At 64.6% G+C, this 20,224-nt stretch carries 15 protein-coding genes; 5 read left to right on the top strand and 10 right to left on the bottom strand.

Features of this window, described 5'->3' with window-relative positions; genetic code table 11:
• Nucleotides 1–88 precede the first annotated feature (88 nt).
• Nucleotides 89–1,087 carry a PE family protein gene (locus tag F6B93_RS10255; protein WP_211698999.1) on the bottom strand — a complete coding sequence of 333 codons (999 nt, stop codon included), beginning with the start codon at nt 1,085–1,087 and terminating at the stop codon, nt 89–91.
• A 268-nt stretch (nt 1,088–1,355) separates the two neighbouring features.
• Nucleotides 1,356–2,471, bottom strand: coding sequence for a PE family protein (locus F6B93_RS23385; RefSeq protein ID WP_211698998.1), 1,116 nt, complete (start codon nt 2,469–2,471; stop codon nt 1,356–1,358).
• Nucleotides 2,472–2,785: 314 nt separating this feature from the next.
• Between F6B93_RS23385 and F6B93_RS10245 the strand changes: the two genes are divergently transcribed.
• Entirely contained in the window at nt 2,786–3,817 is a 1,032-nt protein-coding gene (locus F6B93_RS10245) for an oxygenase MpaB family protein (protein ID WP_211698997.1), read from the top strand.
• On the opposite strand, the gene F6B93_RS10240 is transcribed toward F6B93_RS10245, so the two are convergent.
• From F6B93_RS10240 to infC, 4 genes are all read right to left on the bottom strand, one after another.
• Nucleotides 3,814–4,605, bottom strand: a complete 792-nt coding sequence (locus tag F6B93_RS10240) for a TrmH family RNA methyltransferase (RefSeq protein WP_211698996.1) — start codon at nt 4,603–4,605, stop codon at nt 3,814–3,816. The genes F6B93_RS10245 and F6B93_RS10240 overlap by 4 nt on opposite strands.
• Before the next feature lie 17 nt (nt 4,606–4,622).
• Nucleotides 4,623–5,012, bottom strand: a complete 390-nt coding sequence (gene rplT / locus F6B93_RS10235) for a 50S ribosomal protein L20 (protein ID WP_211698995.1) — start codon at nt 5,010–5,012, stop codon at nt 4,623–4,625.
• Nucleotides 5,013–5,085: 73 nt separating this feature from the next.
• Nucleotides 5,086–5,280 (bottom strand): 50S ribosomal protein L35, encoded by a 195-nt coding sequence (gene rpmI / locus F6B93_RS10230; RefSeq protein ID WP_211698994.1) that lies wholly within the window; start codon nt 5,278–5,280, stop codon nt 5,086–5,088.
• A 100-nt stretch (nt 5,281–5,380) separates the two neighbouring features.
• Nucleotides 5,381–5,989, bottom strand: coding sequence for a translation initiation factor IF-3 (gene infC, locus F6B93_RS10225; protein ID WP_211699396.1), 609 nt, complete (start codon nt 5,987–5,989; stop codon nt 5,381–5,383).
• 472 nt (nt 5,990–6,461) lie between these two features.
• Between infC and lysX the strand changes: the two genes are divergently transcribed.
• Together lysX and F6B93_RS10215 are read left to right on the top strand one after the other, a co-directional pair.
• Nucleotides 6,462–9,794 carry a bifunctional lysylphosphatidylglycerol synthetase/lysine--tRNA ligase LysX gene (gene lysX / locus F6B93_RS10220; protein ID WP_211698993.1) on the top strand — a complete coding sequence of 1,111 codons (3,333 nt, stop codon included), beginning with the start codon at nt 6,462–6,464 and terminating at the stop codon, nt 9,792–9,794.
• Nucleotides 9,795–9,984: 190 nt separating this feature from the next.
• The gene (locus tag F6B93_RS10215; protein ID WP_211698992.1) at nt 9,985–10,251 is read left to right on the top strand and encodes a hypothetical protein; all 267 of its coding nucleotides are present in this window, start codon (nt 9,985–9,987) and stop codon (nt 10,249–10,251) included.
• A gap of 65 nt (nt 10,252–10,316) precedes the next feature.
• On the opposite strand, the gene uvrA is transcribed toward F6B93_RS10215, so the two are convergent.
• A complete protein-coding gene (gene uvrA, locus F6B93_RS10210; protein WP_211698991.1) occupies nt 10,317–13,250 on the bottom strand; it encodes an excinuclease ABC subunit UvrA in 2,934 nt (977 codons plus the stop codon).
• Between the two features lie 271 nt (nt 13,251–13,521).
• Between uvrA and F6B93_RS10205 the strand changes: the two genes are divergently transcribed.
• Nucleotides 13,522–14,199: an MBL fold metallo-hydrolase gene (locus tag F6B93_RS10205; protein WP_211698990.1), complete on the top strand. Its 678-nt coding sequence runs from the start codon at nt 13,522–13,524 to the stop codon at nt 14,197–14,199.
• Nucleotides 14,200–14,231: 32 nt separating this feature from the next.
• Here the strand turns inward: F6B93_RS10205 and F6B93_RS10200 are convergent, their stop codons facing one another.
• On the bottom strand, nt 14,232–14,675 hold the full coding sequence (locus F6B93_RS10200) for a universal stress protein (protein WP_211698989.1): 444 nt from the start codon (nt 14,673–14,675) through the stop codon (nt 14,232–14,234).
• Nucleotides 14,676–14,995: 320 nt separating this feature from the next.
• Here F6B93_RS10200 and F6B93_RS10195 point away from each other — a divergent pair, with 320 nt between their 5' ends.
• On the top strand, nt 14,996–16,591 hold the full coding sequence (locus tag F6B93_RS10195) for a mannosyltransferase (protein WP_246541057.1): 1,596 nt from the start codon (nt 14,996–14,998) through the stop codon (nt 16,589–16,591).
• Here F6B93_RS10195 and F6B93_RS10190 read toward each other — a convergent pair.
• Nucleotides 16,580–17,995, bottom strand: a complete 1,416-nt coding sequence (locus F6B93_RS10190) for an MFS transporter (RefSeq protein ID WP_211698987.1) — start codon at nt 17,993–17,995, stop codon at nt 16,580–16,582. The two genes, F6B93_RS10195 and F6B93_RS10190, sit on opposite strands and share 12 nt — an antisense overlap.
• Before the next feature lie 37 nt (nt 17,996–18,032).
• On the bottom strand, nt 18,033–20,210 hold the full coding sequence (gene uvrB, locus F6B93_RS10185) for an excinuclease ABC subunit UvrB (protein WP_211698986.1): 2,178 nt from the start codon (nt 20,208–20,210) through the stop codon (nt 18,033–18,035).
• Nucleotides 20,211–20,224: the final 14 nt, after the last annotated feature.

Raw genomic sequence — 20,224 nt, 5'->3', positions numbered from 1 at the left:
GGACGTCCTGGTGGAGTCGCGCCGATGCGGGCGGGCCGGCCGGACGGACCGGCGACGACGCGACCGACGCCCGAACGTTCGCAGCCGACTAGAATCCGGGGATTGCTCCCTCGAGGAGGGCGGGAACCAAACCACCGATCCTTGGACCGCTCAACGGAATGACTGTCGACGCCCCTGCGTCGGGCGTCAACGTCACCGAGACCGGCTGCAGCGGAGCCAGCAGCCCGCCGACCGGAACGCTGATCCCCACCGATGTGTAGCCCGAACCCTCCGGCGCAGCGATAGATTGTGCTATCGCCGTCTGGCCAAAAAGAAAACCATTTACCAGGTTGCCAGGGGCATTGAGCAGGGCGCCCGCGGCCCCGAGCGGGTCCCCGCCTTGCACCGCGGCGGCGAATGCCGTGCTGCTGTTCTGCAGCGCCGTCAGCCCGGTGACATAGGGACCTACCGCGTTAAGGCCGAACACAAGCGACTCGGGGGCGGCCAGTGACCCGGAGTCAAGGACCAGTTCTTGGGTCATCGGTGATATCGACCCATTGAGCGTCAGCGCCAGCGGGCCCAGCGGAGTGTCGGTGTTCAGGACGGGGAAGCTGATGGGAATGCCTTCGTCGACGACCAACGCGGCGCGCCCACCGGCGGCCAGCGGGGCAGCGCCGCCGGCGACCGCCGTGTCGATAGCCGAGCGGGCGCTGCGCAGAGCAGTTCCATTCTTGGCCACCTGCTGCTCCAACAGCGCTCGGGCAGGTGCGTGCACCGCGTTGAGCGCGGCCTGTTGGACCTGTTGGACCTGTTGGACCTGTTGGACATTGACGGCCTCGGCGCGTTCGTATGCCGCCGCGCCGAGTCTCAACACGCCGACAAGTTGGTCATGAAAGGCCGCGGCTTGGGCGCTCAGGCCTTGGAACTCCCGAGCATGGGTTCCGAACATCGCCGCAACAGCCGTCGACACCACGTCCGCGGCGGGCGCCGCGAGCCCCGTGGTCGGCGGTGCCGCCACCGCATTGGCCGCGCTCAGTGCAGAGCCGATGTTCTCCAAATTCCCTGCTGCCGCCGCCACAATGTCCGGCGCCACGCTGAGAAATGACATAAACCGTCTCCCCTAACCGACCGACGAAATCGCGAGGCTATTCGCGGGATCAGTTTACGGTGCAACAATCCGCTCTGGTCAATAGCTCTCCGGACCTCTCGGGGACGGCTCCGTGGTCTCAGCGACACCGTGACCTGGCCGAACTCGGGATCCCGCGCAACGGCCGTCCGCTGCGGACGAACCGCACACGACCCAGCTCCGTTGATGGCGCGTCGCCAATCCGGGGACTCGTCGGTTCCGGGGCCGAGAACGCGGCGATTACATGTGCCTACAGTGGCAACCCGAGTGTCTTCATCAGGACGGGAACAAGGCCGCCGAATTGGGTTCCTTGAAGCGGAAATTGCGAACCGAGCACGGCCCCTGTGCCCTCGCCCACTGGCGGCACGGTCACCGATAGGGGCTCGAGCGGAGCGAACACCCCGCCAAAGGGAATGTGTACTTGGGGCACAGCTGATGTTAGGCCCAAGGCTGATGCGAGCGACGTGTCCGGCACCGTGACCGGGGTCTGACCAAACAGAACGGCGTCGGCGAAGTTGACGGGTGCGCCAAAGGCGGTGTTGGCGGCCCCCAGCACGTCCCCACCACCCAGCGCGGTGACAAACGTTCCGCCACTGTTTAGCAGCGAGGCCCCGCCAGTGACGAAGGGACCCGCCGGAGCGGCCAGCAACGGGATCGCGGAGGGCAGGTTCAGTGTCCCCCCGGTGAATTGGATTGCCTGCCCGTCTGGAATGCTCACCGAGTTCCCCGTCAGCGACGCCCCGAGGGGACCCAACGGGGAAGTCCCGTTAGCGCCGATGAAAACCGATCCATCAATTCCCAGGTTCGCGGTCCCGCTCCCTGCCAACAACGCTACGGGACCAAAAGGAGTGGTTAGGGTCGCCGCGGCATTGGCGGATATGAAGAGCGAGTTTTCGCCGAAGAACGGGCCCGTGAAGCTCGCCGAGACCTGGAACGGACCTAGTGGAATATTAAAGTTTTGGGTGTTAGGGGTGATTTCTTCCGCCATGGCAGCGGCAGCGCCAGCCGGGCCGGTTCCGACTAGCGGATGCCCTAGCAACGCCTGGGTGGGCGCATTCACGGCGTTCAGCACAGCCTGCTGCGCGTTGGCTGCCTCCGCGCCGACATATGCTGCCGCGCCGCCGTTCAACATGCGCACGAACTGCTCATGAAACGCCGCCGCTTCGGCGCTGAAGGCTTGATATTGCTGGGCATGGGTCGCGAACGCTGCCGTAAGGGCCGTCGACACCTCGTCGGATGCCATGGCCGCGAGGCCGGTCGTGGGGGTCGCCGCCGCCCCATTGGCCGCCAGAATCGCGGAGCCAAGACTCTCCAACTCCCCGGCCGCCGCCGCCACCGTGTCTGGGACTACGCTGAGAAATGACATCGCCCGTCTCCTTTGACTGGCCGAAGAAATCTCCAGGGAATCTTTTTCGAAGAATTAGTTTACGGCGCGACGACCTATTCTGGGAGCATTCTTCTCCGCGGTCTCGCGAACTCGTACCAGTGGACTCTCAGACGCGCGGCGAAGGTGACATCGAGCGACAAACAGCCGGATCACGCCTATGCGACAACCCCGCCACAACACCGCCACAGCCTCGCGGTAACTCGGTAACACCTTGGTCGACTATCTGGCAAGATTGTAGACAACGTTCGTTGTCACGGATTATCGTGAGCGCAGCTTGGGAGCTGGAGGGTGTAATGACTGCCGCAGCAACGACATCCACTGATCCACTCGGACCGGACTCGCTCACCTGGAAGTACTTCGGTGACCTGCGCACAGCGATGATGGGCGTGTGGATTGGCGCGATCCAAAACATGTATCCGGAGTTGGGTGCTGGCGTCGAGGAGCATTCGATCCTGTTGCGCGAGCCGCTACAGCGGGTGAGTCGTTCGGTGTACCCGATCATGGGTGTGGTCTATGACGGCGACCGGGCCGCGCAGACCGGGCAGCAGATCAAGGGATACCACCGCACCATCAAAGGAACTGACGCCGACGGGCGCCGGTATCACGCGCTGAACCCCGACACGTTCTACTGGGCGCACGCGACATTCTTCATGCTGGTCATCAACGTGGCCGAGTACTTCTGCGGCGGATTGACCGAGGCCGAGAAACGCCAGCTGTTCGACGAGCACGTTCAGTGGTATCGGATGTACGGGATGAGCATGCGTCCCGTACCTCAGTCGTGGGAGGACTTCCTGGAGTACTGGGACCGGATCGGCCGCGACAAACTCGAGATCAACCGCGCCACCCTCGACATACTCGACATGCGGATCCCGAAGCCGAAGTTCGTTCTCATGCCGACGCCCGTCTGGGACCAACTGTTCAAGCCGCTCGTTGCTGGCCAGCGCTGGATTGCGGCCGGCTTGTTCGAGCCGGCCGTTCGGGAGAAGGCCGGTATGCGCTGGACACCCGGCGACGAGGTGTTGCTGCGGCTGTTCGGGAAGTTGGTCGAGCTGGCGTTCATCGCGGTGCCCGACGAAATCCGCCTGCACCCGCGCGCACTGGCCGCGTACCGGCGCGCCGACGGCCGCGGCCGAAGCGACGCGCCCTTGGTCGAAGCACCCTCCTTCATGGCGCCGCCGCACGATCGCCGCGGCCTGCCGATGCACTACTTCCCACCTCGGTCCAACCCTGCTAAGGCGCTTTTTGAGCGTGCCGGATCGCTCGTCCACAGCACGCTCACGATTGCCGGCCTGCGACCCGCCCGGGGCCGGACTCCGGCTGCCTAGGGACGCCCGAGGACGCCCAGTACGCGCGCACTCTGGTACAGACAGATTGCCGCGGCGGCAGCCACGTTCAGACTCTCGACGCTGCCTGACAGCGCAATGCGTACCCGGTGGTCTGCCATGTCCGCGATCGCCGGCGCCAACCCATGCGATTCCGACCCGAACAGCCACACCGTAGGCCGGTCGAGCACATGGTCGGCCTGATCGAGGGGCAGCTCACCATCCACCGCCGTGGCCAGCACCTGGAGCCCAGCGGCGCGCATCGCGCCGATCGCCGCGTGGGGATCGGGGGCAACGATGACGGGAATCGAAAAGATGCTGCCTGTCGACGAGCGCAAACACTTGCCGTTGTACGGATCGACGCTGTGGCCGGCGAGGACGACAGCCGCGGCGCCCATGGCCTCGGCGATACGAATGAGTGTCCCGGCGTTGCCTGGTTCGCCGACGTCGACCGCGACAGTGACTAGCCGGGGTGAACCGGTGAGCACGTCCTCGAGCCGAGTCGCCCGCATGTCGCAGACTGCGACCAACCCCGCGGGCGTCACGGTATCGGACAACGCCCTTGCGGCGCGCTCGGTCACCACATGTACCGGGGCCTGCTGCGCGCCCAACAGCGACGCGTATCGCCGCGCCGCCGACTCCGTGACAAACAACTCCCGGATCAGTCCGCACGCAGATGCGGCCGCAACCAGATTGGGGCCTTCTGCGAGAAAACGTCCGGCGCGCCGCCGGCCCACGTGACGGTGCAGCTTGACCGCGGCGACCACTTTGGCCGAGCGTTCGGTGAGCACCGCAAAACCGGTTTCGGCTAGGCAGCCTCTCCGGAAGGAGCGTTGACGTCCTCAGGCAGCGCCGCTCGCGCGACGTCAACCAGCGCGGCGAACGCGGCCGGATCGCTGATGGCGATGTCGGCGAGATTCTTGCGGTCCACCTCGACGCCGGCCGCTTTGAGGCCTTGGATCAGGCGGTTGTAGGTGATGTCGTTGGCCCGCGCTGCCGCATTGATCCGCGAGATCCACAATTTGCGGAACTCGCCCTTACGCGCGCGCCGGTCACGGAAGGCGTAGTTCAGCGAATGCAGCTGCTGCTCTTTGGCTTTGCGGTAGAGCCTGGACCGCTGGCCTCGATAGCCTTTCGAGGCCTTGAGTACGCTGCGCCGCTTCTTGTGGGCGTTGACCGCCCGCTTCACGCGTGCCATGGATGTTCCTACTCTCGTTCGAACGTAATCGGTCAGGGCCGGCCCCGATGCCGGTGGCGGTCCAGTGCGACGGTCAGCCGTTCAACAGCGACTTGACCCGCTTGGTGTCATTGGCCGCAACGACCTTGCGCCCGTCGAGCCGCCGGGTGCGCTTCGTGGGTTTGTGCTCAAGCAAGTGCCGCCGGTTGGCTTGTTGCCGCACGATCTTCCCGGTACCAGTGCGCCGGAACCGCTTCGAGGTCCCGCTGTGGGTCTTGGCCTTGGGCATGTTTCCTCAGTTCTTTCAGGTTCTTTCAGGTTCTTTCAAGCTCTTTCGAGTTCTTGCACGTTCTTGCAAGTCCTGTCGAGTTCCGGCGGTCTGCTACCGGCTAGTTCGGCGACGGGTTGGTGTTGCCGCCCGCGTTGGGGTCGCTGGCCGGGCGGGCCGCGGCTTCGCCGGAGTGCCGCGCCTTGGCGCGGGTCTTTGCGCCGCGGTGCGGCGCCAGCACCATCGTCATATTGCGCCCATCTTGCTTGGCGGACGTTTCGACGAATCCGTAGTCGGCGACGTCCGCGCCTAGCCGCTGCAGCAATCGATAGCCCAACTCTGGCCGCGACTGCTCCCGTCCCCGGAACATGATCGTCACCTTGACCTTCGACCCCGCTTCTAAGAAGCGGACCACGTGACCCTTCTTGGTTTCGTAGTCGTGATCGTCGATCTTGGGTCGCAGCTTTTGCTCCTTGACCACGGTCTGCTGCTGGTTCCTACGGGATTCGCGTGCCTTCTGCGCTGCCTCGTACTTGTACTTGCCGTAGTCCATGATCTTGCAGACCGGAGGTCTGGCGTTGGGAGCAACTTCGACAAGGTCGAGATCGGCATCCGCGGCGACGCGGAGTGCGTCTTCGATACGCACAATGCCTACCTGCTCCCCCCCTGGGCCAATCAATCGGACTTCAGGTACGCGAATGCGCTCGTTGACGCGGGTCTCAGTGCTGATGGGGCCTCCCTCGTTGGCTTCCGTTCCGTCGCCACCAAGCCTGGACCCAGCCGGAATCAGCGGTGGAAGCTCGCCCAACCATCAGCAGAAAGGCCCTGCACAAGCAGGGCCCAATGCCGACCGATCGCGGTATAAACCGCCCGCGCCATGCGCAAACAGGCGTTCTTGAGACGCCCGTGACCGGACCGCTAGGCCTTGAGAAAACTCTCGGAAAGCTTCGAGAAAGCCCGCTGAGGCGTTCTGCAGCTTCGCACCGATCTCGTGGCTAGCGGTGGGAGTTTGGGACTCCACTTAACTGTCCCGGGCTTTCGCCGGGATGGTCGCAGGCGACAGTCTAACAGCCATGACGCGTCAGCCAGGCAAGGACCACCTAAGCCGACCACCTGCGCGGCGAGCGCCGCGCAGCCTAGATGTCCGACCAGCCCGCCGCGCGGCAGGAATTTCTTGGTCCAATTGAATATCCTCGCGGTCTGTGACCCTCACTAAGCCACGCTCCGGGCGCCGACCAACCTCCCGGTTTTCGTGGGTCCCCGCGGCGGCCGGCTGGAGCGTCGGCGTGATAGCGACCCTGTCGCTGCTGGCGAGTCTGTCGCCGTTGATCCGGTGGATCATCAAGGTTCCGCGGCAATTCATCAACAGCTACCTGTTCAACTTCCCCGATACGAGCTTCGCGTGGTCGTTTGTGCTGGTATTGCTGGCCGCGGCCCTCATGGCACGCAAACGCATCGCGTGGTTGGTCCTGCTCGGAAATCTGGTCATCGCCGCCGCACTGAATGTCGCAGATATCGCCGCGGGCGACAACACCGCGGCCCAGACCTTCGGCGAAAACCTCGGGTTCGCGGTGCACGTCATCGCGATTGTCCTGCTGGTGCTCGGTTATCGCGAGTTCTGGGCGAAGGCCCGCAGGGGCGCGCTGTTCAGGGCGACCATGGTGCTGCTTGTCGGCGGGTTGATCGGGATTCTGGCCTCCTGGGGCCTCGTGGAACTCTTCCCAGGGTCACTGGCGCGACAAGAACGGCTGCCCTATGTGATTGACCGGGTGATGGGGTTCGCTTTGGCGGATCCCGATTTGTTCACCGGCAGACCGCACGTTTTCCTCAACGCGATTTTTGGGTTGTTCGGCGCCTTCGCTTTGATCGCGGCGGCGATCGTGTTGTTCCTATCCCAGCGCGCCGAGAATGCGCTGACCGGAGAAGACGAATCCGCGATCCGCGGGCTGCTCGAGCTGTACGGGAAGGACGACTCACTCGGGTACTTCGCGACCCGTCGCGACAAGTCGGTGGTATTCGCATCCAGCGGCCGCGCTGCTATCACCTATCGCGTCGAGGTCGGGGTATGCCTGGCCAGCGGTGACCCCCTGGGTGACCCCAGGGCATGGCCACAGGCGGTCGACGCATGGCTGCGGCTGTGCCAGACCTACGGTTGGGCGCCGGGCGTGATGGGCGCCAGTTCCCAAGGAGCTAGGACATATCGTGAAGCGGGTCTCAACGCGCTCGAACTGGGTGATGAGGCCATCCTGCGAACCGCCGACTTCACGCTGTCGGGACCGGAGATGCGCGGAGTGCGCCAGGCCGTGACGCGGGCGCGCCGTGCCGGGCTGACGGTGCGGATCCGGCGGCACCGCGACATTTCCGACGAGGAGATGGCGTATACCATGGCGCGCGCAAACGCCTGGCGCGACACCGAGTCCGAACGCGGCTTCTCGATGGCGCTGGGTCGCCTCGGTGATCCGGCGGACGCGGAATGCCTGCTGGTGGAGGCGACAACTCCGGACAACCAGGTAGTCGCCATGCTGTCGCTGGTGCCATGGGGCACGACCGGCGCCTCGCTGGATTTGATGCGGCGTTCTCCGCAATCGCCCAACGGCACCATCGAGCTCATGGTCAGCGAACTGGCTTTGCACGCTGACACCCTTGGTATAAGCCGTATTTCACTGAACTTTGCGATGTTCCGGTCCGCCTTCGAACAAGGTGCCCAGCTGGGCGCGGGCCCGGTCGCTCGGCTGTGGCGGGGCTTACTGGTGTTCTTCTCGAGGTGGTGGCAGCTCGAGACGCTCTACCGCTCGAACATGAAGTACCAACCCGAATGGGTTCCCCGCTATGCCTGTTACGAGGACGCCCGACTGATTCCCCGGGTGGGGGTCGCCTCGGTGATCGCCGAGGGTTTCCTAGTGCTGCCGTTCAGCCGGCGTGACAAAGTGCACACCGGGCATCATTCCGCCGTACCCGAGCGGTTGGCAGCTACCGGCGCGCTGCATCACGACGGCACCGCGCCGGACATGGATGAGCTACAACAAGCGGGCTCCCCCCAGGAGGATGACGGCATCCGCCGGCTGCCCGAACAGGTGCGAGTCCGGCTGGCCAAACTAAAGAAGCTGCGCAGCAGCGGCATTGACGCCTACCCCGTCGGCCGCGCCCCCAGCCACACGGTTGCAGCGGCGCTAGATGCCGATGACGAAGCCGTCGTGTCGGTATCTGGACGCATTCTGCGCGTGCGCAACTATGGGGGCGTGTTGTTCGCGCAGCTGCGCGACTGGTCTGGCGAAATGCAAGTGCTGCTGGACAATTCCCACTTGGACCAAGGCCGGGCCGCGGACTTCAACGCGGCGATCGATCTCGGTGACCTGGTGGAGACCGCGGGGCACATGGGTTGGAGCAAGATCGGAACTCGATCGCTGATCGTGAGCAGCTGGCGGCTGATCGGCAAGTGCTTGCGACCTATGCCCGACAAGTGGAAGGGCCTGACCGACCCGGAGGCGCGGCTGCGGACCCGCTATGTCGATCTGGCCGTCAACATCGATTCCCGTGAGCTGCTCACCGCCCGCAGCAGCGTACTTCGCTCGATCAGGGAAACGCTCTTCGGCAAGGGCTTCATCGAGGTCGAGACCCCGATTTTGCAGCGGGTGCACGGCGGGGCCGCGGCGCGGCCGTTCGCCACCTACATCAACACCTATTCCATGGACCTGTTCTTGCGTATCGCTCCGGAGCTCTACCTCAAACGCCTGTGCGTCGGCGGTGTGGAGCGGGTCTTCGAACTTGGTCGGGCGTTCCGCAACGAGGGTGTGGACTACAGTCACAACCCGGAGTTCACCCTTCTCGAGGCGTATCAAGCGCACGCCGACTATATGGTGTGGATCGACGGCTGCCGCGAGCTGATCCAGAATGCCGCGCAAGCCGCCAACGGCGCGCCAACGGTAATGCGGCCCCGAGCCAACGATCGGTCGGCTGCCAGTGGCCGCCTCGAACCGGTCGACATCTCCGGTATGTGGCCGGTCAAGACGGTGCACCACGCTGTTTCCGAAGCGCTGGGTGAACGCGTCGATGCCGACACCGACTTGGCAACACTCCGCAAGCTAGCCGAGGCTGTCCGAGTTGCCTACCGGCCCCAGTGGGACGCCGGCGCCGTGGTGCTGGAGCTCTACGAGCACCTGGTCGAATCCCGCACCGAGGAACCGACGTTCTACATCGATTTTCCGACGTCGGTGTCGCCGCTGACCCGGCCGCACCGCAGCAAGCGCGGTGTCGCCGAGCGGTGGGACCTGGTGGCGTGGGGTATGGAGCTGGGCACCGCCTACAGCGAACTCACTGACCCGGTGGAACAGCGGCGACGGTTGCAAGAACAGTCGCTGCTTGCCGCCGGTGGAGATCCCGATGCGATGGAGCTCGACGAAGACTTCCTGCAAGCCATGGAGTACGCGATGCCGCCGACCGGGGGCCTTGGCATGGGCGTGGACCGGGTCATCATGCTGATCACCGGGCACAGCATCCGCGAGACGCTGCCCTTTCCGCTGGCCAAGCCGCACTAGCGCGAGCGGGTGGGCCGAACCGGTGACCAGGGCCGCGAAACTTAATCTGCGACTACGCTTTTCGGCGTGTCGCCGCCCGCGTTTAAGTGTCGTCGCGAAGTCGAACGCTGACGTCGCGACGACGGCCGGAACGTCGCAACCAGAGAGTGGTCGTTGCTCGAGAGGCTCGACTTGGCAGTAGCGTTGGGACATGTCCGACGAATCAAGGACTCCCGACGCTACCGAGCCTGCCGAACCCAAACCCGAGTACGAGGCGGGATATGACCAAGCCGGTGTGCCGACTTTCGAATCCGTTCGCGAGAAGATCGAGAACCGGTATGCGAGTGCGCTCGGCGCCGCGGAACTCGACGCTGAATCACCCGATGGCAGGCTCGCCGAGGAGCAGTACGAAAAGCGCCAGCGCGCCGCGGCTGAACGCCTGGCGCAAATCAGGGAGTCAATGCGCCCGGAGGAGTGAAGCAGCGCCGAACTCGCTGGCGCCGCGCGACATTCTCGCCACGGCTACCCGTCAGGCCAGTTGCCTCAAGCGCTGACTCTGCGCCGCCGACTGGATCGCCGCGGCGCTCCTGCCGACGCGCGACGTGATGATTCGTTACTGCCGACGACTTCGGCAAGAAACTTCCCGGTATAGCTTTCCGGCACCGCGGCGACGTCCTCCGGAGTCCCCTCGGCCACTACAGTGCCGCCGCCACCACCACCTTCCGGTCCCATGTCGACGATCCAGTCCGCTGTCTTGATCACGTCCAGGTTGTGTTCGATGACGATTACCGTATTGCCCTTGTCGACAAGCCCACTGATGACGTTGAGGAGCTTTCGGATGTCGTCGAAGTGCAACCCGGTCGTCGGCTCGTCGAGGATGTAAATGGTGCGTCCAGTGGATCGTTTCTGCAATTCAGACGCCAGTTTGACGCGCTGCGCCTCACCACCGGACAGCGTCGGCGCAGGCTGGCCGAGCCGGACATAGCCCAACCCGACGTCAACCAGGGTTCGCAGGTAGCGGTGAATGCCGGTGATCGGCTCGAAGAAGTCCGCCGCTTCCTCGATCGACATGTCCAGGACCTCCGAGATGGTCTTGCCCTTGTAATGCACCTCTAGAGTTTCGCGGTTATAGCGGGCACCCTGGCACACCTCGCACGGCACGTAGACGTCAGGCAGGAAGTTCATTTCGATCTTGATCGTGCCGTCGCCGGTGCAGGCTTCGCAGCGACCGCCCTTGACGTTGAACGAGAACCGGCCGGGTTGATAGCCACGCACCTTGGCCTCGGTAGTGGCGGCGAAGAGGGTACGGATCTTGTCGAAGACCCCGGTATAGGTGGCTGGGTTGGACCGCGGCGTGCGACCGATGGGCGACTGATCCACCCGTACCAGCTTGTCCAGGTGATCGAGCCCGGTGACGCGGGTGTGCCGACCCGGGACCTGCCGGGCGCCGTTGAGCCTGTTGGCCAGGACCGCGGCCAGTATGTCGTTGACCAGGGTCGACTTGCCGGAGCCGGATACCCCGGTCACTGAGGTCAGCAGACCGAGGGGGAAAGACACGTCGATCCCTCGCAGGTTGTGCTCGCGCGCGCCGACGACGGTGAGTTGACGCCGCGCGTTGGCCGGACGCCGGATCGCAGGCATCTCGATGCGGTGCGCGCCCGACAGGTAGGCGCCCGTGATCGACTTCTTGTTGCGCAGCAACTCCTGGTACGGCCCGCTGTGCACGATGCAGCCGCCGTGCTCGCCGGCTCCTGGTCCGATGTCAACAATCCAGTCGGCATGCTCGATGGTGTCCTCGTCGTGCTCCACGACGATCAGGGTGTTCCCCAAATCCCTTAACCGGGTCAGCGTTTCAATGAGACGACGGTTGTCACGCTGGTGCAGCCCGATCGACGGCTCGTCGAGCACGTAGAGCACGCCCACCAGGCCGGAGCCAATTTGAGTAGCCAGTCGAATCCGTTGCGCCTCACCGCCGGATAACGTCGCCGCCGCCCGCGACAACGACAAGTACTCCAGCCCGACGTCAAGCAAGAAACCCAACCGTGACTGGATCTCTTTGAGCACCTGGCCAGCGATGGCCTGTTCGCGCTGGCCGAGGGTGAGCGCGTTCAGAAAGTCGGCACAGTCTGCGATGGACAGTTCACAGACCTCGGCGATGGACTTAGGGCCCCGCTCCCCCGCAGCCAGAGTCACCGCCAGGATCTCCGGCTTGAGGCGGGTGCCCGCACACTCCGGGCACGGCACGTCCCGCATGAAGCCCTCGTAGCGTTCCTTCATCTGTTCGGACTCGGTCTGCGCCATTTTGCGTTGCAGAAAGGCGAGCACGCCCTCAAAGTCGGCGTAGTACGACCGGGTGCGGCCGTACCGGTTGCGGTAGCGCACATGCACTTGCTCGGCTGAGCCTTCCAGAATCGCCTTGCGGGCCTTGGCCGGCAGTCTGCGCCAAGGCGTGTCGACGTCGAAGCCCAACGCGTCACCGAGCCCGGCCATCATCCGGGTGAAGTACTCCGCGGTCTGGCCCGTCGACCACGGCGCCACCGCGCCCTCGGCCAGCGTTCGATCCGGATCTGGTACCACCAAGTCTGGGTCAACCTCTTTGCGAATTCCCAAGCCACTGCATTCGGGGCAGGCGCCGTAGGGCGAGTTGAACGAGAACGACCGCGGTTCCAAGTCGTCGACGGCCAGGGAGTGTCCATTCGGGCAGGCCAGCTTTTCCGAGAATCGCTGCTCGCCAGCTCGGTCGTGCTCAGGTGTTCGGTCGTCGGGGAACTCGAGCACCACGATGCCGTCTGCGAGGTTCAGTGCTGTCTCCACTGAATCGGTCAGTCGCTGCTTGGCGCTGGCCTTGACGGTGAGACGATCCACCACCACCTCAATGTCGTGCTTTTCCTGTTTCTTCAGCTTCGGCGGATCGGTCAACGAGTGCACTACGCCGTCGACTCGCACGCGGCTGTAACCCTGAGCGTTGAGCTTCTCGAATAGGTCAGCAAACTCCCCCTTGCGCGTCCGTACCACCGGCGCAAGAACCAGGAATCGGGTGCCGGCCGGCATCGCCAGCACCTGATCGACGATTTGCTGCGGTGTCTGGCGGGCAATTCGCTCGCCGCAGACCGGGCAATGCGGAGTGCCCGCGCGTGCGTACAACAGTCGCAGATAGTCGTACACCTCGGTAATGGTGCCAACCGTCGAGCGGGGGTTGCGGTTGGTCGACTTTTGGTCGATGGACACCGCTGGCGAAAGACCCTCGATAAAGTCGACGTCCGGCTTGTCCATTTGCCCGAGGAACTGTCGGGCATAGGCCGACAGCGATTCCACGTAGCGTCGCTGCCCTTCGGCGAAGATGGTGTCGAAAGCCAACGAAGACTTGCCCGACCCGGACAATCCGGTGAAGACGATCAACGCGTCACGGGGAAGGTCGAGGTCGACGCCGCGCAGGTTGTGCTCGCGGGCACCCTTGACGATCAGGCGTTCTGCCACGCTGCCCCTTTCGCTTATCGAGATTGACCACATCTCGGCCATAACAAACGGGCTATGGCACAGGCCGTATTCCATGCTAAGCGGCGCTACCGACAAGCATGACAAGCATGGTGCCCAACCCTGACCAAGTAGCCTGACCCTAGCGCCGGCGACGATGATGCCGGCGCAGCCGGGATGGTGGGGGTACCGCCCGCTTGCGGGGGAGAGTGGCGCAAATGACTACCGCCGGCGACGATGATGCCGGCGCAGCCGGGATGGAGGAGTGGCGCAAATGACTACCGTCGACGACGACTACACCGGACACGTCGACCCCGGAACGGCTGCCCGTCGTGTCCTGCCTGGCGCCACCATTGTGAAGGCGTCGGTGGGCCCCATGGACAACAACGCCTACTTGGTGACGTGTTCGGCGACTGGAGAAACGCTGTTGATCGACGCCGCCAACGACGCCGACCTCCTGCTCGACCTGATCCGGCGCTACGCGCCGAAGCTGTCCTTGATTGTGACCAGCCATCAGCACCTCGATCACTGGCAGGCTCTCGAAGCGGTGGCGTCGGCGACCGGTGCGCCGACCGCCGTTCACCAGATCGACGCCGAACCGCTGCCAGTCAAACCGGATCGCTTTCTGGCCAACGGCGATACCGTGCAAATCGGCGAGCTGCGACTCGACGTTATTCACCTGCGCGGACACACCCCGGGATCGATCGCCCTTGCCCTGGACGGACCCGCGACCGGCGACGTCACGCAGCTGTTCACCGGCGACTGCCTGTTCCCCGGAGGCGTCGGCAAAACGTGGCAACCCGGAGACTTCACCCAGCTGATCGAGGACGTCACCACCCGGGTGTTCGACGTCTACGGGGACTCCACCGTGGTCTACCCCGGCCACGGCGACGACACCGTACTAGGTGCCGAACGCCCGAATCTGGGCGAATGGCGTGATCGAGGCTGGTAGGCCCTCGCGTGCCTATCCGCGTTGGGAGACGCTTAGTTCGTGGTGTGCACGATCAACACGTCGACTTTTGCCCGCCGCGAGACGTTGGCCGGCACCGATCCCAGTAGCCGGCCCGCGATGGTGCTGAGACCGACGTTGCCGACCACCAGCAGGTCTGCTTTGACTTCTTCGGCGAGGTTGACCAGCGCGTCGACCGGAGCACCCTCGACCGCACGGTCTTCGACATTCTTCGCGCCGGCGTTGTGTGCTCGCTCCTTGGCGTCGTGCAGGATCTCGTAGATGGGGGCGCTGCCGGTCACCTTGTAGCTCTCGTCCTTGAGGACGTCGGCGGCGCGGGCGTCATCGTGGTGGGGAAGGTACGCCGAGGCAATGACCAGCGTGGCGTCTTCGCCCGCGATCTTTGCTGCCCGATCCACCGCGCGCATCGACGAATCCGAACCGTCCGTCCCCACCACCACGGTTTGATAGGCGCTCATTTACCCTCCAAGTGTCGGTTGATCAGCCAACCCAAAACAGTAACTTGTTGCCGGACAAAGATGGCTCAGATTAACCACACAGCAACGGCGTGGCGCAACCCTGACATACCCCTCATTTGCCCGCCGGCCGCAACACAGCCGACAATGGTGCCGATGACACTACGATCGCATTCCCCGAATAGATATGGAAAGCTTTGTTGCGCAAGGCTTTTCGCGGCCATGGGGCATATTGTCGCGCCAGTTCGGCCACCGACGGGGTTCGCGCCCACAAAACCATCCGTGACCAGCTTCATTGGGCGGGTCCTACAGTGACAAGCATCATGCCTGGCCTTACCGTTGACCAGCCCGCGGCGGCGCCCGTCGCGGGTCAGGCCTCGGCGCCCGTCGTGAAGCCGGTTCCCCCGCAGCGATACCGCAGGCTGCTCGACCCATTAGCAATCGCAGTACTGGCCGCCGTCATCAGCGGCGCATGGGCAGGCCGGCCATCGCTGTGGTTCGACGAGGGTGCGACGATTTCGGCTTCGGCCAGCCGAACCTTGCCCGAGCTGTGGCGACTGCTGGGCCACATCGACGCCGTGCACGGCCTCTACTACCTGCTCATGCACGGCTGGTTCGCTATCTTTCCGCCAACGGAATTCTGGTCGCGGGTTCCAAGCGCTCTGGCGATTGGTGGCGCAGCGGCCGGGGTTGTGGTTTTCGCCAGGCAGTTCTCCGGACGGCCTACGGCGCTGTGCGCGGGGGCCATTTTTGCCATCTTGCCCCGGGTGACGTGGGCGGGTATCGAAGCACGCTCTTCTGCGCTGTCGGTCGCGGCAGCCGTCTGGCTGACCGTGCTGCTGGTCGTTGCGGTCAGGCACCACCGGCTGTGGCGGTGGCCGCTGTATGCGCTGGTGCTAATGCTGTCCATCTTGGTCAGCATCAACCTGGTGCTCTTGGTCCTGGTGCACGCCGCGATGATGCCGCTGCTGGCCAATCGCGGGGCCCGGAAATCTCCGGTCATCTGGTGGGCGATCACCACGGCGGCCGCGCTGGGGGCCATGACGCCGTTCATCATGTTCGCCCACGGCCAGGTTTGGCAGGTCAGATGGATTTCGGGACTGAACCGAAACCTTTTTCTCGACGTTGTGCATCGGCAGTATTTCGATCACAGCGTTCCCTTCGCCATCCTGGCGGGCCTAACACTTGTTGCCGCCGTCGCGGCCCGTCTGACCGGGGCGAAGTGCCCCAGGGGTGACACCCGCCGGCTATTGCTCGCCAGCGCAGCCTGGATCGTCATTCCCACCGCCGTCGTCCTGATCTATTCGGCGACCGTCGAACCGATCTACTACCCGCGCTACCTGATACTCACTACCCCCGCGGCGGCCGTCGTCCTGGCGGTCTGCATCGTCACGATGGCCCGCAAAGCGTCGATCGTCACCGCTGTCGTGGTGCTCTTCGCCCTGGCCGCGTTCCCGAACTACTTGTTCACCCAGCGTGGCCCTTACGCCAAAGAGGGCTGGGACTACAGCCAGGTGGCCGATGTCATCAGCGCCCACGCCGCACCCGGGGACTGCCTCCTCGTCGACAACACCGTGGGTTGGAAGCCTGGACCGATCCGCGCATTACTGGCCACCAGGCCGGGGGCCTTCCGATCGCTGATTGACGTTGAGCGCGGCTATTACGGACCCAAGGTGGGCGCGCTGTGGGACGGCCACGTGGCCGTGTGGTTGACCACAGCCAAGATCAACGAATGCCCCACGTTGTGGACCATCGCCAACCGTGACCGGTCACTGCCCGATCATCAAGTCGGACAGCGGTTATCACCGGGTCCGGCCCTAGCGCGTACGGCCGTATACCGGTTCCCGAGCTATCTCGGCTTCCGGATTGTGGAGCGCTGGCAATTCCACTATTCGCAGGTCGTCAAGTCAACGCGGTGAGTTGCGGTCGCGCCGTGTCGCTCGGTAGGAAGCGATCACACCGACGGCTGCCACCACGGCAAAAGCCGTGTACAGCCAGCGAGCCGCCGCCACTCCTCCGCCTTCGGCGGTGTTGACGACAACGCCAGCCAGCCCGGCCCCGAAAGCCGCCGCGATCAACTGCACTGTATTGATCGCCGCGGCCGCCGCGCCGCATTCGGAAGGATCATCGACGGAAACCATGGCACGCACGGTGAGATGCGGCCAGGCCATCCCGATGCCGACTCCGGCGACTATTAATGCCGCTGCCCAGAGGCCGACGACTCCGAGCGCCGCGTTGGCCCGTTGAGTGACGGCGCCCAGCGCTAGACCAGACGCCATGACCAGCGGCGCAGCGACTATCACCCGTGCAATGAGCCGGGGACTAGTCAGCGACGCGCTGACGATTTCGCTGACGGTCCACCCGATCGCCAGCGCCGCGCCCAGGAATCCGGCCGCGACCGGCGTCAGATGCCCGAGTCGCTGACCGAACAACGGCACGTAGGTGTCGACCATCACCGCCATCATCTGCACCGACATCGCGAGATAGATCCATTTCAGCGGCCCTGAGCCAAAAACGCTGAGCGGCAGCACCGCTGCGTCGCTGCGCCAATCAACGACTACAGCCGCGACCACCAGCAAGGTACCGACGATCATCAGCGCGGCGGTGGCCGCGCCGCTGCGCGGAAGCGAGGCCACGCTGACTGCCAGAGCCGCACCGCCAATCAGCACCAACGACCACACCGGAACCCGCAACGGCTGGGCCGCCACCGCCTCGCCGACTGCCGTCGGCGGCCCGGCCGCCAGCACCATCGGCACCAATATCGCCATCAGCGCAGCCAGAATGGCCATCGCAGCGAACGCCCATCGCCACATCCCCAGCTGCGCGAAAACGCCACCCATGGCGGGCCCGACCACCGTTGCGACCCCCCACATCGCCGATACCAGAGCCGAGCCGCGGGTCCACAATGAGCGCGGCAGTGCCGTGTTGATAAGCGCATAGCCCAAACCCGCCAGCAGGCCGCCGGCCGCGCCCTGCAGGGCGCGTCCCGCGATCAGCACCTCCATGGTGGGCGCTGCCCCGCACACCAGGCTTGCCGCACCGAAGACTGCCAAGCCAAGCAGAAATGACGAACGGGCGCCCAAGCGGCGCAAGACCGAGTTGACCGTGGTTGCCGCAACCACGGACCCGACCAAATAGAGCGTGGTTACCCAGGCATACAGCCGGGCGCCGCCGATATCGGCGATCGTGCTCGGCAGCAGGCTGATCGTCAGAAACTCGTTGGTGGCGTACATCCCGACGCCACCCGCCAGCACCGTGGACGGTCCCAGATAGCTGGTCAGTAGCTCACGCCAACTGCCGGTCTCGCTGGTTGTGTCCGTCACCTCTACACCGTAGGAGGTGATGCCCGGTGGCGAGCCGTCACATCAGGCCGGCGGCGTCCATACCGCGCAATTCCTTCTTGAGGTCGGCGATCTCGTCGCGGAATCGGGCAGCTAGTTCGAACTGCAGGTCCCGCGCGGCGGCCATCATCTGCGCGGTGAGGTCCTTGATGAGGTCGGCCAGCTCGGCGCGCGGCATGGCGGAGGTATCGCGACCCTCGAATACACCGGCGCTCACCGCGCGTCCGGGCTCGCCTTGGGCGCGCCGACCGCGTGACACATTGCGCCCGGACCCGCCTACTGGGATGGATTCGGCGTCGGTATCAGCGGCCTCTCGGTACACCTGGTCGAGGATGTCGGCGATCTTCTTGCGCAACGGCTGCGGATCGATCCCGTTGGCTTCGTTGAACGCGATCTGCTTTGCCCGTCGACGTTCGGTTTCGTCGATGGCTTCTTTCATCGAGTCGGTGATCGTGTCGGCATACATGTGGACTTCACCGGAAACGTTGCGGGCGGCGCGGCCGATGGTCTGGATCAGGCTGCGCGACGAGCGCAGGAAACCCTCTTTGTCGGCGTCGAGGATCGCCACCAGCGACACCTCGGGCAGGTCCAGCCCCTCCCGCAGCAGGTTGATGCCGACCAGGACGTCATAGTCGCCCAGCCGCAGCTGGCGCAGGAGCTCAACCCGACGCAACGTGTCGACCTCGGAGTGCAGATAGCGCACCCGGATTCCCATTTCCAACAGGTAGTCGGTGAGGTCTTCGGCCATCTTCTTGGTCAGGGTCGTCACCAGCACCCGCTGGTCAACCTGGGCGCGTTTGCGCAACTCGCCGATCAGGTCGTCGATCTGGCCCTTCGTCGGCTTGACCACCACCTTCGGGTCGACCAGACCGGTTGGCCGGATCACCTGCTCGACGAACTCGCCCTCAGACTGGCTGAGCTCATACGGCCCCGGGGTGGCTGACAGGTACACCGTCTGCCCAATCCGGCTCGCGAACTCTTCCCACGTCAGCGGGCGGTTGTCGCAGGCCGAGGGCAACCGGAACCCGTGCTCCACGAGATTGCGCTTGCGCGAGATGTCCCCCTCGTACATACCGCCGATCTGCGGCACGGTGACGTGCGACTCGTCGATGACCAGCAGAAAGTCCTCCGGGAAGTAGTCAAGCAAGGTCGCCGGCGGCGAGCCCGACCCTCTGCCGTCAATATGGCGGGAGTAGTTCTCGATGCCGGAGCAAAACCCGACTTGGCGCATCATTTCGATGTCGTAGTTGGTACGCATGCGCAGCCGCTGAGCTTCCAGCAGCTTGCCCTGGGTCTCGAATTCGGCGAGCCGCTCGGCGAGCTCCGCCTCGATGGTGGAGATGGCGTGCGCCATCCGCTCCGGACCGGCCACGTAGTGGGTGGCGGGGAAGATTCGCAACGAGTCAACCTGACGGATGACTTCACCGGTGAGCGGGTGCAGGTAGTACAACGCCTCAATCTCATCGCCGAAGTACTCGATGCGAACCGCCAGCTCTTCGTACGAAGGAATGATCTCCACGGTGTCACCGCGCACCCGGAACGAACCGCGGGTAAACGACACGTCATTGCGGGTGTACTGCACGTCGACGAGCAGCCGCAGCAGCCCATCCCTCGGCACCTCGCTGTCGACCGTCAGCTCAACCGAGCGATCCAGGTACGACTGCGGCGTGCCCAGACCGTAGATGCAGGACACCGACGCCACCACCACCACGTCGCGACGTGACAACAGGGACGACGTCGCGGAGTGGCGCAGCCGCTCCACATCGTCGTTGATGGAGCTGTCCTTTTCGATATAGGTGTCGGTCTGGGCAATGTACGCCTCGGGTTGGTAGTAGTCGTAGTACGACACGAAGTACTCGACTGCGTTGTGCGGCAACATCTCTCGAAGCTCGTTCGCCAGCTGCGCAGCCAATGTCTTGTTCGGCGCCATGACGAGGGTGGGCCGTTGCAGGCGTTCGATCAGCCACGCGGTGGTCGCCGACTTCCCGGTGCCGGTGGCGCCGAGCAGCACCACGTCACGCTCCCCTGCCAGAATCCGCCGCTCCAACTCGCCGATAGCGAACGGCTGGTCTCCGGCGGGCGGGTAGGAGCTGACCACCTCGAACCGGCCGCCGGTCCGCACGATCTCCTCGACAGCGCGATATTCCGAATGGGCGACCGGGGCAGGTGTGGACGGATGTTCAGTGGCGAAAGCCATGGCAACAGAGTAGA

Source organism: Mycobacterium spongiae, assembly GCF_018278905.1.
Lineage (GTDB): Bacteria > Actinomycetota > Actinomycetes > Mycobacteriales > Mycobacteriaceae > Mycobacterium > Mycobacterium spongiae.
The sequence above is the reverse complement of the archived record's forward strand: the minus strand, read 5'-3'. Positions and strand labels throughout refer to the sequence as shown.

Excerpts from the sequence above, each read along its gene's own strand:
- F6B93_RS23385 (WP_211698998.1), bottom strand. The coding sequence starts at position 2,471 with ATGTCATTTCTCAGCGTAGTCCCAGACACGGTGGCGGCGGCGGCCGGG.
- F6B93_RS10215 (WP_211698992.1), top strand. The coding sequence starts at position 9,985 with ATGTCCGACGAATCAAGGACTCCCGACGCTACCGAGCCTGCCGAACCC.
- F6B93_RS10195 (WP_246541057.1), top strand. The coding sequence starts at position 14,996 with ATGCCTGGCCTTACCGTTGACCAGCCCGCGGCGGCGCCCGTCGCGGGT.
- F6B93_RS10255 (WP_211698999.1), bottom strand. The coding sequence starts at position 1,087 with ATGTCATTTCTCAGCGTGGCGCCGGACATTGTGGCGGCGGCAGCAGGG.
- rplT (WP_211698995.1), bottom strand. The coding sequence starts at position 5,012 with ATGGCACGCGTGAAGCGGGCGGTCAACGCCCACAAGAAGCGGCGCAGC.
- uvrB (WP_211698986.1), bottom strand. The coding sequence starts at position 20,210 with ATGGCTTTCGCCACTGAACATCCGTCCACACCTGCCCCGGTCGCCCAT.
- rpmI (WP_211698994.1), bottom strand. The coding sequence starts at position 5,280 with ATGCCCAAGGCCAAGACCCACAGCGGGACCTCGAAGCGGTTCCGGCGC.
- F6B93_RS10200 (WP_211698989.1), bottom strand. The coding sequence starts at position 14,675 with ATGAGCGCCTATCAAACCGTGGTGGTGGGGACGGACGGTTCGGATTCG.
- F6B93_RS10205 (WP_211698990.1), top strand. The coding sequence starts at position 13,522 with ATGACTACCGTCGACGACGACTACACCGGACACGTCGACCCCGGAACG.
- F6B93_RS10245 (WP_211698997.1), top strand. The coding sequence starts at position 2,786 with ATGACTGCCGCAGCAACGACATCCACTGATCCACTCGGACCGGACTCG.